This window comes from Pseudocalidococcus azoricus BACA0444 (assembly GCF_031729055.1).
In the GTDB taxonomy this organism is placed as follows: Bacteria; Cyanobacteriota; Cyanobacteriia; order Thermosynechococcales; family Thermosynechococcaceae; genus Pseudocalidococcus; species Pseudocalidococcus azoricus.
Map to the genome: position 1 here is coordinate 1 of NZ_JAVMIP010000009.1, position 13,754 is coordinate 13,754.

The 13,754-nt window shown below is 45.1% G+C and carries 16 protein-coding genes; 9 read left to right on the forward strand and 7 right to left on the reverse strand.

Features of this window, described 5'->3' with window-relative positions; translation table 11 throughout:
- From RIF25_RS09745 to RIF25_RS09760, 4 genes are all read left to right on the forward strand, one after another.
- Window positions 1-479 (forward strand): hypothetical protein (locus tag RIF25_RS09745; protein ID WP_322878351.1); only part of this gene is annotated, 479 nt, incomplete at its 5' end.
- Window positions 480-513: 34 nt separating this feature from the next.
- On the forward strand, window positions 514-906 hold the full coding sequence (locus RIF25_RS09750) for a DUF433 domain-containing protein (protein ID WP_407682388.1): 393 nt from the start codon (window positions 514-516) through the stop codon (window positions 904-906).
- Window position 907: 1 nt separating this feature from the next.
- A complete protein-coding gene (locus tag RIF25_RS09755) occupies window positions 908-1,201 on the forward strand; it encodes a nucleotidyltransferase family protein (protein ID WP_322878353.1) in 294 nt (97 codons plus the stop codon).
- Complete coding sequence (locus RIF25_RS09760) at window positions 1,198-1,473, forward strand: HepT-like ribonuclease domain-containing protein (protein WP_322878354.1); 276 nt, start codon at window positions 1,198-1,200, stop codon at window positions 1,471-1,473. The genes RIF25_RS09755 and RIF25_RS09760 overlap by 4 nt, the downstream gene beginning before the upstream one ends.
- A gap of 257 nt (window positions 1,474-1,730) precedes the next feature.
- Here the strand turns inward: RIF25_RS09760 and RIF25_RS09765 are convergent, their stop codons facing one another.
- Window positions 1,731-3,221, reverse strand: coding sequence for an isochorismate synthase (locus RIF25_RS09765; RefSeq protein WP_322878355.1), 1,491 nt, complete (start codon window positions 3,219-3,221; stop codon window positions 1,731-1,733).
- A 223-nt stretch (window positions 3,222-3,444) separates the two neighbouring features.
- On the opposite strand from RIF25_RS09765, the gene menA reads away from it, so the two are divergent.
- Window positions 3,445-4,404 (forward strand): 2-carboxy-1,4-naphthoquinone phytyltransferase, encoded by a 960-nt coding sequence (gene menA / locus RIF25_RS09770; RefSeq protein WP_322878356.1) that lies wholly within the window; start codon window positions 3,445-3,447, stop codon window positions 4,402-4,404.
- A 596-nt stretch (window positions 4,405-5,000) separates the two neighbouring features.
- Here menA and blaOXA read toward each other — a convergent pair.
- The gene (gene blaOXA / locus RIF25_RS09775) at window positions 5,001-5,870 is read right to left on the reverse strand and encodes a class D beta-lactamase (RefSeq protein ID WP_322878357.1); all 870 of its coding nucleotides are present in this window, start codon (window positions 5,868-5,870) and stop codon (window positions 5,001-5,003) included.
- A gap of 249 nt (window positions 5,871-6,119) precedes the next feature.
- On the opposite strand from blaOXA, the gene RIF25_RS09780 reads away from it, so the two are divergent.
- From RIF25_RS09780 to RIF25_RS09790, 3 genes are all read left to right on the forward strand, one after another.
- Window positions 6,120-6,665 carry a protein-tyrosine phosphatase family protein gene (locus tag RIF25_RS09780; protein ID WP_322878358.1) on the forward strand — a complete coding sequence of 182 codons (546 nt, stop codon included), beginning with the start codon at window positions 6,120-6,122 and terminating at the stop codon, window positions 6,663-6,665.
- 267 nt (window positions 6,666-6,932) lie between these two features.
- On the forward strand, window positions 6,933-7,805 hold the full coding sequence (locus RIF25_RS09785) for a bifunctional transcriptional activator/DNA repair enzyme AdaA (protein ID WP_322878359.1): 873 nt from the start codon (window positions 6,933-6,935) through the stop codon (window positions 7,803-7,805).
- Window positions 7,806-7,968: 163 nt separating this feature from the next.
- A complete protein-coding gene (locus tag RIF25_RS09790) occupies window positions 7,969-8,700 on the forward strand; it encodes a DMT family transporter (RefSeq protein WP_322878455.1) in 732 nt (243 codons plus the stop codon).
- A gap of 121 nt (window positions 8,701-8,821) precedes the next feature.
- On the opposite strand, the gene RIF25_RS09795 is transcribed toward RIF25_RS09790, so the two are convergent.
- Window positions 8,822-9,382 carry a hypothetical protein gene (locus tag RIF25_RS09795; protein WP_322878360.1) on the reverse strand — a complete coding sequence of 187 codons (561 nt, stop codon included), beginning with the start codon at window positions 9,380-9,382 and terminating at the stop codon, window positions 8,822-8,824.
- 891 nt (window positions 9,383-10,273) lie between these two features.
- On the opposite strand from RIF25_RS09795, the gene RIF25_RS09800 reads away from it, so the two are divergent.
- The gene (locus RIF25_RS09800) at window positions 10,274-10,423 is read left to right on the forward strand and encodes a phage integrase N-terminal SAM-like domain-containing protein (protein ID WP_407682385.1); all 150 of its coding nucleotides are present in this window, start codon (window positions 10,274-10,276) and stop codon (window positions 10,421-10,423) included.
- Between the two features lie 324 nt (window positions 10,424-10,747).
- On the opposite strand, the gene RIF25_RS09805 is transcribed toward RIF25_RS09800, so the two are convergent.
- The 4 genes from RIF25_RS09805 to RIF25_RS09820 form a co-directional block, all read right to left on the reverse strand.
- A complete protein-coding gene (locus RIF25_RS09805; RefSeq protein WP_322878361.1) occupies window positions 10,748-11,365 on the reverse strand; it encodes a hypothetical protein in 618 nt (205 codons plus the stop codon).
- A 146-nt stretch (window positions 11,366-11,511) separates the two neighbouring features.
- Entirely contained in the window at window positions 11,512-11,874 is a 363-nt protein-coding gene (locus tag RIF25_RS09810) for a hypothetical protein (protein ID WP_322878362.1), read from the reverse strand.
- 151 nt (window positions 11,875-12,025) lie between these two features.
- Entirely contained in the window at window positions 12,026-12,361 is a 336-nt protein-coding gene (locus RIF25_RS09815) for an NAD(P)H-quinone oxidoreductase subunit M (RefSeq protein WP_322878363.1), read from the reverse strand.
- A 95-nt stretch (window positions 12,362-12,456) separates the two neighbouring features.
- A complete protein-coding gene (locus tag RIF25_RS09820; protein WP_322878364.1) occupies window positions 12,457-13,749 on the reverse strand; it encodes a CHAT domain-containing protein in 1,293 nt (430 codons plus the stop codon).
- Window positions 13,750-13,754: the final 5 nt, after the last annotated feature.

Genomic DNA, 13,754 nt, shown 5'->3' on the forward strand with positions numbered 1-13,754 from the left:
AAATTATTTTACCCACTGTTGCTACTGTGCCAACTAGTCATGAAAAATGCTGTAACTTTCTCTCTTTCCATGCTTCTCATCTATCAGAAGTTAAATGTCCGCCTCAAGCTAGAAGTCTTGAAGTAAAGAGCAATAGCAGAGAACATTTAAAGTTGCAACATAAAAGAGTGTCGCTTGAAGAATTTATTGAACAAGTTCCTTCCGATACCTTTAATGAATATGACACTCTTGAAACTATTGCCCATAAAATTCAGCTTAGTTCAGTTGACTCTGAAGGTTTAGTTCCGGTTATTGAGATATGTGGTGATCTTAAAACTAAAGATATTAATTTAAAACTAAATCGCAACAGTTCAAAAATGCTGTTCAAGTCCTACAATAACGAACAAGTAAATATGAAGGGAAGGTTTTACTTTCCTGATTTATCCTCGGGAGCAATAATCTTAAAACATGGAAATCGAGAAATATTGAGGTTTGGTTAATCAACTACATAAATTAATTCTAAAAAAGATGGACATTACTCTCGGTGAAAATCAAGATTCATTAATTATTCGGACAGAGCGAGGGCTAACGATCTCAGGCACTCGGATTACCCTTTACGATGTGATGGATTATGTCATAGCTCAGTATCCTCCAAAATTTATCCAATCCTTATTTGATCTAACCGAGGCTCAACTTAACGCGGCACTCTCTTATATCGAGGCAAACCGTTCTGAAGTCGAAGCAGAATATCGGCAAGTCCCCCAAGAAGCAGAAGAACTCCGGCACTATTACAACCAGAAAAACTCTGAAATAGTCTCTCGTATCGCATCACAACCACCCCGGCCTGGAACAGAATTGGCCTGGGAAAAACTACGGTCAGCCAAGATAAAATACACCCAAAGTATGAATTTTCTCATCCTTAACTAATATGAAAACATTGGTAGAAATCATGGCCTGGCTAGAAGCAAATAAACCTCTATTGCAAGAACGGTATTTCATTAAAGAGCTTGGGATTTTTGGATCTTATGTCAGGCAGGAGCAAACAGATGCCAGTGATGTAGATATCCTTGTAGAATTTTCCCAAACACCTAGCTTGTTAAAATTTATTAACTTAGAAAATTATCTCAGTGATCATCTAGGGGTCAAAGTAGATTTAGTCCATAAGTCTGGCTTAAAACCTAGCATTGGAGAGCGCATTTTGAAAGAAGTAATTTACCTATGACTCAGCGACAGATCCAGGATTATTTGCAGGATATTTTAGATGCTGTCAGTGCGATTGAGCAATTTACAGATGGCGTTAGATTTGAAGATTTTTCCCAGAACTTAGAAAAGACGTTTGCAGTTTCCAGAGCAATTGAAATTATTGGCGAAGCTGTCAAGCAAATTCCACATTCAATTAGAGACCAATATCCTGATATTCTATGGAGAGACATTGCTGGTATGCGGGATAAACTAATTCATAATTATTTCAATACTGATGTAGAGATACTTTAGCAAGCTGTTATCGAAGATGTCCCACAACTCAAAACTATGGTCTCTCAGATATTAGAAGATATTCAAGATATAGCAATCCGTTTGTTGAGATACACAAAGACTCAAGGCAATTAGCTTGTGTATTGTAGACATTACAAATAAGAAGTAAATGAGTCATTATGAGTGGCTTCACGAGTGATCATTCGTAGAGATTACAGCCAATTTAGTGGGACTGGACATCCCGATTAATCTTATGCACCAGCAGCAAAATTTGCGGATTAATTCGAGCCAGCTAATGCGGTTAGCAAAGTTTTCAATTTCAGTAGAATTTCTTCCCATTCCCGTTCTGGCTCTGACCCTGCTACGATACCTGCGCCTCCATAGACCCTGGCTTCTTTCCCAGATAGCAATGCAGAACGAATTCCAACAATAAATTCTCCTTCTCCAGTGGCATTGATCCAACCCAGGGGAGCCGCATAAAGACCCCGTTCCCAATCTTCTTGGTTGACTAGGTGTTGACAGGCTTGACGTTGAGGATGCCCTGCAACCGCAGGTGTCGGATGTAAGCGCGCAACAATATCCAAAATGTGAACTTCGGTGCCTACCCAGGCCTGGATCAGGGTTTGTAAGTGTTGAATGTTTGCCAACTGGAGAAGAGTGGGTTGAGTAGGAATCATAATTTGACTCGTAAACTCCCCCAAGGCCTGACGCAGAAAATCAACAATAACCTGATGCTCACGGAGGTCTTTTTGACTTTGCTGTAGTTCCAGGCCAAGGCGTTGATCCACATCCGCCTGTTGATCACGGGGGGCAGAACCCGCTAAGGCATCCACCCGAATATGTCCTGCGGCTAAACTCACTAAACGCTCTGGACTGGCCCCAATAAATGTTTGTCCCTGGCCATTGCTAATACTAAAGCTGTAACAACTGGGATAGGTTTGGCGGAGATGGTGGACAGTAGGCAAGCCTTGGAGGTCTTGATTGGCACGAATATCTATGGCACAGGCCAAAACTAATTTCTCTAAGGTTCCAGTCGCTATTTCCTGGAGGGCCTGTTGGACTTGGGTTTGAAAAGCCTGGGCCTGGGCATCAAGGTTGGGTAAGGTGAGACTCAGTTTCGGAGGTAAGGGAAGGGACAAGGGGGTTTGGAGCGTTTGCCAGACCATCCATAGTTCTTTAATCAATCCCTGCCAGGCCTGATCATGACGAGGGCGTTTACTAGTTAAGGTTAAGGCTGTTCCTTGGTCAGTTTGGGCCAGTTGCCAGCGAGGAAGAACAGCCCAGGCGATGGGAAACCCAGGCGTTGTGGTTGGCGGCTCTAAGCCTGAATCATTGGCCTGATCAAAAAAACTAAACGTACAGAATATTCGTGTTCCCGTGGGGTCAGGCAGCCGCGGCGCAAGTTCTTCACTGAGGGGCCAAGCGGGAGTTATCTGGGTCAGTTCTGCGAGAGTTTGTTGACTAAAGAGACGGATTTGCTCAAAGCGGTCAGGTGCCTGGGCCTGGAAATCATGAAGAACCTCAACACCAAGGATGACCTGATGAGTATGAGGATGCTCCAAATAAAAATGCCAAGGCTGGGAACTATGGCAATGAGATAGTAATGCTGATAGCGCGGCTAAGGTGTCTAGTTCTGGTAAGGGCAAGGTCAAACTCACCCAGGTTGTTTCCATCTGGCTGCGCTCAGGAATTGCCGCTAACCACTCTGCCACAGCCGGATTGTCTAGGCCTGGGGAAATGGTTGTATGGGGAAGGGGTGAGACGGGCATATCATGTCACCCATATGGAGATGTCAAGGGTTGGGCGTAGGCGGGAATGGGGGCAAGTCCGAGGAAACTTGGTAGGCATTATCTTTAACATCTCTAGGTGTTTGGAAGCGTCACGCTATCGTTAGCGATTGAGAATAGGAAATCAGGCTGCCGTCATCAGATAGTCAAGGGTTCACCTCTCCATCGTAAAATTGTAGGGCTTTCTACGGTAAGGGATTATCAGATGGCTTCCACAAATCAGCCTTGGTCGCCGGAATCAGACCCCGCCGCAACCTCCCCTGCCTTGGCCCCAGCCCCAGCCCCAAGTACCGCTGGCAACCTTTGGTGGGCCGCCCTCAAACCGCCGATGTATAGTGTGGCTGTGATGCCGATTTGGGGGGGGACGGCCCTGGCCTGGCACTTAGAGGGAACCCTGAACGCGCCTGTTTTTGCGACATTTTTAGGGGCGGCAGTGCTGATTCTGGCTTGGTTGAATTTAACCAATGATGTCTTTGATTCTGAGACGGGGATTGATCAAAATAAACATCATTCGATTGTCAACCTAACGGGCCGCAAAACCCTAATTTTTGGGATTGCCAATCTTTGTTTGGGGTTGGGACTGGTTTCTTTAGCAATTTTATCGGTACTTCAAGGCAATTTTGTGGTGTTGGGGTTGGTTCTCCTCTGTTGCGGGTTGGGATATACCTATCAGGGGCCACCCTTTCGATTGGGGTATCTGGGCCTGGGAGAGCCGATCTGTTTTGTCACCTTTGGCCCCCTTGCGGTTGCGGCTGCCTACTATAGCCAGGCCCAGAGTTGGACTCCTCTCATTTGGCCGGTGGGGATAATCATTGGTCTAACCACAACCTTAATTTTGTTCTGTTCCCATTTTCATCAAGTGAAGGATGACTTAGCTGCGGGGAAATATTCACCCATTGTCCGGATCGGGACAAAAACTGGGGCTATCGTTACCCAAATTATGATTGGCTTGGTGTTTGGCTTAACGGTGTTAGGGTGGGGCCTGGGACAGTTTCCTGTAACTGTGTTGTTAGTTTTGGCAAGTTTACCCTGGGGAATCTACCTGGGGCAGTATGTGCAGCAATACTATGACATTCCCAGCATGATTCAATCCTCTAAATTTATTGCTGTGAGTCTCCATTTTTGGAGTGGCCTGTTGCTGGGCCTGGGCTGGATTTGGGCTTAAGGCTGAACCTCACAGCACCGAAGTCCTATATGTGCAAACAGGGATATATAGCAGTCCGTCTTGATTAGCAGAATGATTGATCATCACAGGCCTGGGGAAGGAATACCCCCTCTACACCAAGCCAAAACGGGGATAGATTTACCATTATGCTATCAAGATATAGCGTTACTCATTTCGGGTGAGACGGAGACAAGTCAGAAAATGCTTTATGGGCAGTCTTTTTAACATTTCTACTCTCTCAGAACAGTCTGCGTAACGCTATAAATCTAAAGCGAATGTCATACGAATGTAATCAGAATCAGGATGATGCTAAGAAAGGTAGAAAATTCTAGGAACTTTGACGGAACACAGAGTTGGAAAAATCAGGACAGGAGTAAATTTTTAGATGTTCCATATTATATCCTGAACTCAAGTTAATAAACTCGCGAAGAGTCAACATTTCCTCAATAGAGAACTAGAAATAATTATCTTGCCCTGAATAATTCTCTTGGGATAACGTTCCCAATCACTGGACGCAAATAAGCTTTGCATCCCAACGAGAAATGAGCCTCATTCCAGTGCATTGGGGTTGTTGTGCTGCATTGTGGAGTATAAACTTACAACAATCTCAGATCCTTCAAACAACGGCGTGTGACTTCCATTCGAGCAGCGGGATCTTTCTCGTTACGAATGTCGATATTAGTGGCAAAGAAGTAAACATCCTTTCCTTTCTCTAAGTACCCAACTAACCAACCGATTTGGGGTTTTACGCCATCGTCAAATCCGACCCAACCTGTTTTCCCTCGGATTGTATAGTCTGGAGTTTTCTCCAAAACCATGATGTCTTTGACAATTGAGAGTGATCGCTCAGAGAAGGGTAAATCATTCTTGTAAAAACGGTGAAGAAACTGAATTTGCTGTTCCGGCGTGATTCGCAACTCTCCTCGTAACCAGAATTTGTCAATATCTGCTTGACTCCCAATCTTTTGGTTGCCATATCCAACTTGCGTCACCCATTTTTGCATCCGATCGTGCCCTACTCGACGGGCTAAAACCTGATAAAACCAATAGGCAGAGAGCTTGATCGCTTCTCTCATATTCAGATCCCGATTCCATGCAGGCAGCTTTCTTTGAATGCCGTCCCATGTTAGAACCGCAATTTCATCTGAAATGACTCCCGTTTCTAAGGCAATCAAGGAATTCAGAATTTTGAAGGTCGAAGCAGGTAAAAAAGCAGTTGTGTTTCGAGACGGATCATGTTGAAAAATACGATCTCGGTTTGAGTCGTAAATCAGAATTGAACCTTCAATCCCTAGCTCTCGAAAGTGCGGCGCAAAATCAATGTTCTGGGCAATCTCTACGCGAGTTAGAGACTCAATCGGTGACTTTGGTGTTGTGGTTGCTGGTTGCACGGTCTGAAACAGGATAGTGGCAATGCAACCTAACGTAACGAAAACTATCATGGCATAGCGAACGATTCGATTCATCGACTTCCACCAGTAAGCGAGAGTATGAGCAGCCTTGAACTACATTAAGAGGCTATCAAATTTCGGAACTGGAGATGCATTAATCATCAATAATCCTGCACAAAAATAGACAAACCCCAAATCACTGCCTCAACCGATATTTTTGCAGCACAACGTTGCTACAGGACACCCGACCCTCGATTTGACACACTGCATTGATATAAAAACTTAAGAGTTAAGATTGGTTATTAACCATCTCGGCAATACAGCATGTACAAATTTGCTGCGGCTTCAGAGAATGAACTCATTGTATTTGGCTCTGCTCGACCCGGATACACCAACAAACAAGTCAATAGGTGGATCGAGTTCATGCAAAATCAAGGCATTCAGCGCGTCTGCTGTTTATTGCCCGAAACCCAGCTAAATCGCTATTCAAATTTGCTTAGCGATTATCGAAAAGTCTTTGGACTCGATCAAGTCTGTTGGTCACCAATCGAGGATTTTCACTTTGCGATGCCCGAAATTCTTGTTCACCAGATTTTGCCTTTTTTAGCCATTGCCAATCAACAGAATGAGAAGGTGGTTGTTCATTGCTCCGGTGGAATTGGGCGCACAGGACATATTTTAGCAGCATGGCTTGTAGCTGGACGCGAATTCTCCAAAAAATCGGCGATCTCTGCCGTCAAGCAAACTGGGAGAAATCCTTACGAAGCTGTAATCGCAGCCCCATTCAAAGGTCGAAATCCTTGGAAAGTTGCTGCGGAACTCAATACCCTCCTGGATGAGTGTAATCGTTTCAGAAACAAGCTGATCTAGCCTGATACCGAGCACCAACCAATAGGCTTGAAGCTACTGTCCCCAACGACAAACTAAGCAGCACAACGATTGCAATCAGGGGCGGCTAGTAGATCTTGCTGCTTCACCAGTATCTCCTACCGTCCGCTGCATTGCGATAGTTAGGTTGCCGTCAGACCCAGAGATAAGCTAGAAAACTCACTGCTCTACACCGCAAGAAACGGGTGGCTTTAAGTCTACGCCATCGCTAAAGTAAGGGAATACAAAAATTTCCTTGACCTAGTCTACATGATTTTGATGAAGAGTGAAAGTGTCTACAACAGTGAAGACTATGACCGGATTGCTCAAGCGATCGCGTTCATGCGTCAACATTATTTGAGCCAGCCCGATCTGGCAACGGTGGCACAACACATCGGACTCAGTGAATACCATTTTCAAAGACTATTTACTCGGTGGGCAGGCATCAGCCCAAAAAGGTTTTTGCAGTATCTGACGATTGAATATGCCAAATCGAAAATCAACCAAACCCAAAGCCTACTCGATCTAACCTTAGATGTGGGGCTATCTAGCCCAGGACGATTACACGACCTGTTTATAAACTTAGAAGCCATGTCCCCTGGTGAGTTCAAAGGAGGTGGAGCAGGTTTGCAAATTCACTATGGCATCCATGACACTCCCTTTGGTAAAGCTCTTATTGCCACAACTACCCGTGGTATTTGTAACCTTCATTTTTTAGATGCGGCTGATCAGCTAACCGCCGAGGAAACCCTGAGACAGTTATGGTCAAACGCTGAAATTATCCACGACGTAAAAGCCACTCAGCCCTTACATGACGTAATTTTTGATGCATCAATCTCCAAAGACAAAAAAACGCTAACGCTCTTAGTAAAGGGAACAAACTTTCAGATTCAAGTTTGGCGCGCTCTCTTGAAAGTGCCATTTGGGGGGATGACAACCTACCAAAGCGTCGCTGAAATGATTGGTCGCCCAACTGCAACAAGAGCCGTAGGAACTGCTGTCGGGAATAATCCCATCGGCTATCTAATTCCTTGCCATCGGGTGATTCGAGCATCTGGGGAACTCAGTGGCTATCGCTGGGGATTAGAGCGAAAGACCGCCATTCTGGGTTGGGAAGCCAGCCATGCAAGTTGTGAACCGTGAGATTATTGTATGAGATTTTCAGATGTCATCGAACTCCTTCTTTTAGCTGCATTGTGGGGTGGTTCTTTCCTATTTATGCGCATGGCTGCACCCGTATTAGGTCCAATTTGGTTGATTGAGATGCGAATCTTGTTAGCGGGTAGCGGGTCTTGCTTTACTCCCGATTCTCCTTCGCCTTAAACTCTGGAGTGAAGTTCGTCGGAGAGCAGTTCCATTATTTGTTGTGGGTTGCATCAATTCAGCATTACCATTTTTATTCCTTGCTTTTGCTTCTGTCTTTTTGCCTGCCGGATTTACTTCCATTTTGAATGCAGCTTCCCCTTTATTTGGTACGGTGGTGGCTGCTATCTGGTTGAAGGAAAACTTAGCCATTAGCCGGACGATTGGTTTTATTTTAGGATTTGTTGGAGTGACTATTCTAGTTGGATGGAAAACATTTACGGCAACACCCACATTTTTCGCTGCGGTCGGCGCTGGTTTGATGGCAGCCCTGATGTATGCGATCGCGGCTCCCTACGCTAAACGGCAATTATCCGGTGTTCCGCCTCTGGTGATTGCAACCATGAGCCAGCTTAGTGCAGCCCTATTTCTATTGCCTGCTTTACCGTTCACAGTGCCAAAGATAGCTCCCACAGCTATCATTATGCTTTCGGTTGTTGCCCTTGCCATATTTTCGACAGCAGCAGCCTATATTCTCTACTTTCGGCTTATTCAAAATGTCGGTTCAACCAAAGCATTGACTGTTACCTATCTCATTCCAGCATTTGCGATGGTTTGGGGTGCGGTCATTATAAAGGAGCCAGTCACCTCATCAATGATATTTGGCTGTAGCTTGATTCTGCTAGGTACAGCGATCGCCAACGATCTTTTTAAGAGCTTGCTAATAAAAAACTAACCAAATGATGCTGAGGATAAGAAACTGACCATTAATTTTCAAGTTATCGAACTCACCGGCGCAAGACCAACTTTGAGGCAAAATCAAGAGTGATCGCTGTGTGTCCGTGTGCAGTGAGTAGTTAGTAGTTTTGAGGCTCATGATATTCAATATGTAACATTCTTGCATCAGAAACTATTAAATCATAGCGTTCTACAAATGATTGAATCTTATTTCTATCTTTATCATATGTAAGACACCAGTTACTACATGCTTGAGCAATAATTTTAATCAAAGAAAACAAATTATAGCAACCTGTGTCTTTTTCATCTAGCTCAACATTAGGATGTAGTTTGCCGATATAGGGTATCAATGCTCTAACTCTCCCAGTTGCTACTTTTCTAGACTGCAAGTTGCTCATATGGAGTAATGAATTTCTATGCTCCCATAGCTCTTCAGCAGTAATTCCCAGACTACTTATTTCTGAGTAAGTCTTAAGCCACTTTATAAAAGTATTTTCACTTATGTCGCCATATTCGATAAAACCAATAGAATCTATAGCTACGACCAATAATTTAGATGCAGAAACATAATGCTTGGCATTAAAAAGTATTTTAACAAGTTGAAAAAAATCATCGTTTAGGAGCCTAGGTAAATCGAAGACTTCCTCATTAAAATACTTAACAAAATAATCAATAGCCATTGTTAATTCATGCAGCTAGCTTCAAAAAACAAGATTTTTGCCAAGTATATATGCTTACTGAGTCAACTCGGTTTCTCTCGCTTTGAAAGTGCGAAGAGCGGTGGATTGCTAACGGTGAAGCTCAGTGGTGCTCAATAAAATTAACGATCGCGTCAGCCGAATCCTGAAGCATCCACTATAGCGCATGTTAGACCTAATATAACCGAGGCAGCCAAACTTAAACACCCTACCAATCGCCAGCGCTTAGATCTTCATGCACTAACTTTATCGCACACTTAAAGTAAACCGCAATCGCCCCAAACTAATCTTTGAGCATCGCATTTAACAACCAAAGACTCCAAAACTGCACTTTTCGTTATGACTCGCAATGCTTGCCCGATAGCATTTCTAACCAAAAACCACGAATAATTGATATTTACAAAGACTGGAATCGCTGGCGGGGTCTAACTAGTGGATATACAGCGAAATGCTAGATAACCATCTGCATGATTTATTTATCAGGCACTTTGCTTGAAAGTAACCCAAATTTGCTAATTAATTATTTAATATTTTGCTGGATAATCACCCATATCAGCTTTTTATCAAGTTTTATGAGCGATAACATCCCACCACCAAAACCTAAGAAACTTTTAGTGCGGGGTAGCGATGCTCTGCGGATTAAGCATTACTCCTACCAAACTGAAAAGTCCTATATAGCAGTCCGTCTTTATTTGTGAGAATGACTGATCATCAGAAGCCTTGGTAAAGAATCCCCCCTCGTTGAGCCTAGGATGAAACCAAAACTTTGCAGGGATAGATAATTCTGGGCTATTCTCACGAATCATTACTGTTTACTATATTCACTAGATCCATCGGTACATCATTTTCTACAACAAGCAGCATCCTCAGGATATGGGGGCCGAGGAGATTACTGCTTTTTTGAGCCACTTAGCGGTTGAGGATAAAGTTTCCGCGGAAGAAGTTAAAGCCCTAATCCGTCAATTGTCCGGAGTCTATCGACTTCTGGTGCAGTTACTTTATGGTATGGCTTTACTCATTTAGGGTGAGATGGGGACAAGTCAGAAAATGCTTTTCAGCAGTCTTTTTGGCATTTCTACTCTCTCAGAACAGTCTGCATAACGCTATACCTAGGACTTGGAGAGCTTTCTTAATAGCTCCACAAGTCTCTCAGGCCTTAAATGCTGAAGAGCATCTAAAAATTGTGACTATCCAAAACTATAGCGTTACACAGACTGCCCTAGAGACGGGAGAATCTTGAAGGTTTACCTATCTTTCTGGGGAAGGCTATGCCAACAACTGTTTTTTAACTTGCGCCTGTCTAACCTGAAATCGGTAACACGATATCCCCTCAATTACCGATGCAGCTTACTTTACCTCACCTTTTAACCAAGGGGCACATTCTTTTTGGAGCCCTTGAAGGGTCAGATTAGAATAATTCTCCGCTTCAAAGGCTTCGGCTTCAACGGGAATTTCTTCCGGTGCATAACTGTGGTTTTGGCGAAGATTCAGCATGGTGCGCCGACTGACTTGTAGCCCCACTGGCATTAGGGTATTTGCGCCTTGCCCCGCTGCAAAACAGGCCTGGACAATATGCCACCCTTCATGACGCAGTGTTTCCAAAAAGATACCCCAATGGGCCACCGCAGAGGGGCGCAAGACCAAAACATCCTGGGTCACGTTGTAAGAGCCATAATTCCCATCCTGACTGGAGCGCAGATAAACTTCGGTACCCGTTTGGAGGATGGTGGTTAGCAGGGCATAGGCTTCTTTTTCTTCAGGGCCTTGGAGTTGGAAGCGTTGGGGATCTTGGCCCGGCCGATAGACTAAATCAAATAGGGCCTGAATGTCTGTATCGTCGCTAATCTGAATCCGGCGGGTTTGGGACTGGGCGGACGTAGCACTAGTCAAAATTGTCAGCGTAGTCAGGGTTACTCCCAGACAGGCCTGGTAAAACCCACGGGGGATCAGCCGAGAAATGGACATGGAGAGTTCAACAATTGGGGGGTGAAACTATGATAACGACCCAGCCCAGTAATCATTTGTTTCATGAGCCAGCCGTGTAATTGGCTCTCAGTTTCGGCCGAAGAACCCCAAATATCAATTATTTCTATTGTCCACAAAAATAAAGGCTATCCCCGAGCCAGAGGGGGTTGATTGCGCAGGGCCCGTAAGGCATTCAAACAGAGGGGACAATCACACCCAAAAAGCTGCACCGCAGTATTGCTTTCCTCTTCTGTAAATTCCAAGATAGCCTTGGGGTCAATCACGGTAGTGCGAGTTTTAGCCATCTCAACTGTAGGGACGGGGGCCGGGTTGGCGCGAGTACAAACAAGCTGAAACTTGCTGTGGGGGCTAGGGATACAAATCTGGTTCTCAGGGGACGGGACAGGGATAGTAATGGCAGTTTGTGCTAATGCGGGTTTAAGAGAGGCCACAAGACTAAAAGCCGACACTAACAGCGTGGGACTGGTCATGAGCACTAAGCGCAACATAAGCAATTTCCTGAGAGTCTTGAAACGTTTAAGGTATCAACGAACCTAACGGAGGTAATGATAAGTCACTAACACCATTGCTACAGATAATACCAGGGCAGTTGGGGTTTGATGCAGTCTGGAGAAGCCTAGCCTGACATCAAGGCTGAAATTAGCTTTCGGCTAAGCGAGGTAATCCCATGCTGTAGTTCTGGACTCGAGAGTTGAGGTTGTAGCTAATTTCGCCCTTGAGTAAGAGGTTGCGAATAAAGTGCTCCAAATCAGAGCCAATCCGGCGGATGTTGTATTCAATTAAGTCTTCCCCTTTGTAGCTGGCAACCAATTCACTAAATTTTTGCTCAACTTGGGCAATGGCCTGGGGGTTCCAAGTCAGTTCATTGTCAGGATCAATATTGAGGGTGAGACTATCCGTAGCTGGTGTAAGCTCCCCCTCATTGACGGTTGCGGCATAGATATGGATATGGCGGGTGGTTGACTTCAGGAGCATAGGGCTAATGATCTATTCCAAGGGAATTGTATGTGCGATTTTAGCATGGGCTGCTATGGGGATCATCTCTATGTTTTTTAGGTTATCCATAGAAATCACCAAGGGCTACCAATCATCGTAAAGCCAGCCCAATAGTATGGAGCTTGAAATTCCGGGTTTTGCTGGAGTTTTTGTTGGGCATGACGCAGAGCTAAGGCTTTGTAGGGGGCATTTTTCAAATCGGCATAAAATGCTTTCATCAGTTCAAAGGTGGCCTGGTCACTGACTTGCCATAAGCTCCCTAGGGCTGATTTTACCCCGGCCTGTAGTGCAAGCCCCGCAAATCCGAGTTCGGCTTGTTCATCGCCTAAGGCGGTTTGACAGGCACTCAAGACCAATAGTTCGGCGGGCGGACGGCCAAGATTTAAGCTGGGGAGTTGGTTGAGGCGGACAGAATTCTCTTGCCAGAGTTGAATAAAGGAATTATTGACTTTTCCGGGTTGAAACATGGCATGGGTTGCAAGATGCACAATCGGATAGCCGCGCCTCTGTCGTTCTTGACGGAGATTTTGAACCGTAAAGTCTTGATTGATTAGGGCGGGGCCACCCCAGAGGTCTTGAATGGTTTTGAGTTCGGCTGGGACATTGGGCAGAGGTGAGAAATTGAGAAACTCAGAAGCTCCCATCGCCAAAACTTGGCTATTTTTTAAGGACTTGTAACGCACATCTGTCAGGTCAAAGCCAGGAATCAGACTCATGTTAAATCGCTCAATCAGAAACTTTTTGCCATCAAATAAAGCTGCCCAAGGTAAGGAGCGTAAACCCGGCCCGACACAGAACAACAGGGTATCCACTTGATCCTTGGCCAGTTGTGCCTCGAGGGGCTTAATCCACCAGTCATAGAGCGTTTGTCCACTGCTGAGATAGGCCTTGGTGAATTGAGTCCGCGGGTCAGAAACATTCCGGCGAAAAGTGTTCATAACCCGATTCATTTCGGCCTGGGTAACAGCGGGTTGGGTGATCAGGATCGGCGGCGAGGCCCAAGTGCTGACTAGCAAGGCAAATTCATTTTCATGGGTAAAGAGGTGCAAGACAGCCGCACGACTCCCATTTTGGCGTTGAATCCGGGCCAGGGTGCGTTGAATGTACTGAGGAGTGTAGGTTTTGCCTTGGATATTCCGTTGGAAGTAGCTGGCATATTCCTCCCGCCAACCATTTTCCTTTAAGGCAACAAAATCAACAGCGCTGAGTCCGCGCCGATAATCCTGGGATGCTGGGGATGATGCTGTCCCTATTGGGGGGGTGGAGATGGCTGGCCATAGACCCAGGCCGAGGATCAGGCCCAATGTAACCACAAATAGCCCACCGTATAAGCCCAGGCGCCACTGCCGAAACCAGTTTGCCAGCATAAACC

Coding starts and splice junctions, on each gene's coding strand:
- RIF25_RS09755 (WP_322878353.1), top strand. CDS start 908: ATGAAAACATTGGTAGAAATCATGGCCTGGCTAGAAGCAAATAAACCT.
- RIF25_RS09760 (WP_322878354.1), top strand. CDS start 1,198: ATGACTCAGCGACAGATCCAGGATTATTTGCAGGATATTTTAGATGCT.
- RIF25_RS09765 (WP_322878355.1), bottom strand. CDS start 3,221: ATGCCCGTCTCACCCCTTCCCCATACAACCATTTCCCCAGGCCTAGAC.
- menA (WP_322878356.1), top strand. CDS start 3,445: ATGGCTTCCACAAATCAGCCTTGGTCGCCGGAATCAGACCCCGCCGCA.
- blaOXA (WP_322878357.1), bottom strand. CDS start 5,870: ATGAATCGAATCGTTCGCTATGCCATGATAGTTTTCGTTACGTTAGGT.
- RIF25_RS09780 (WP_322878358.1), top strand. CDS start 6,120: ATGTACAAATTTGCTGCGGCTTCAGAGAATGAACTCATTGTATTTGGC.
- RIF25_RS09785 (WP_322878359.1), top strand. CDS start 6,933: ATGATTTTGATGAAGAGTGAAAGTGTCTACAACAGTGAAGACTATGAC.
- RIF25_RS09795 (WP_322878360.1), bottom strand. CDS start 9,382: ATGGCTATTGATTATTTTGTTAAGTATTTTAATGAGGAAGTCTTCGAT.
- RIF25_RS09800 (WP_407682385.1), top strand. CDS start 10,274: ATGGGGGCCGAGGAGATTACTGCTTTTTTGAGCCACTTAGCGGTTGAG.
- RIF25_RS09805 (WP_322878361.1), bottom strand. CDS start 11,365: ATGTCCATTTCTCGGCTGATCCCCCGTGGGTTTTACCAGGCCTGTCTG.
- RIF25_RS09810 (WP_322878362.1), bottom strand. CDS start 11,874: ATGTTGCGCTTAGTGCTCATGACCAGTCCCACGCTGTTAGTGTCGGCT.
- RIF25_RS09815 (WP_322878363.1), bottom strand. CDS start 12,361: ATGCTCCTGAAGTCAACCACCCGCCATATCCATATCTATGCCGCAACC.
- RIF25_RS09820 (WP_322878364.1), bottom strand. CDS start 13,749: ATGCTGGCAAACTGGTTTCGGCAGTGGCGCCTGGGCTTATACGGTGGG.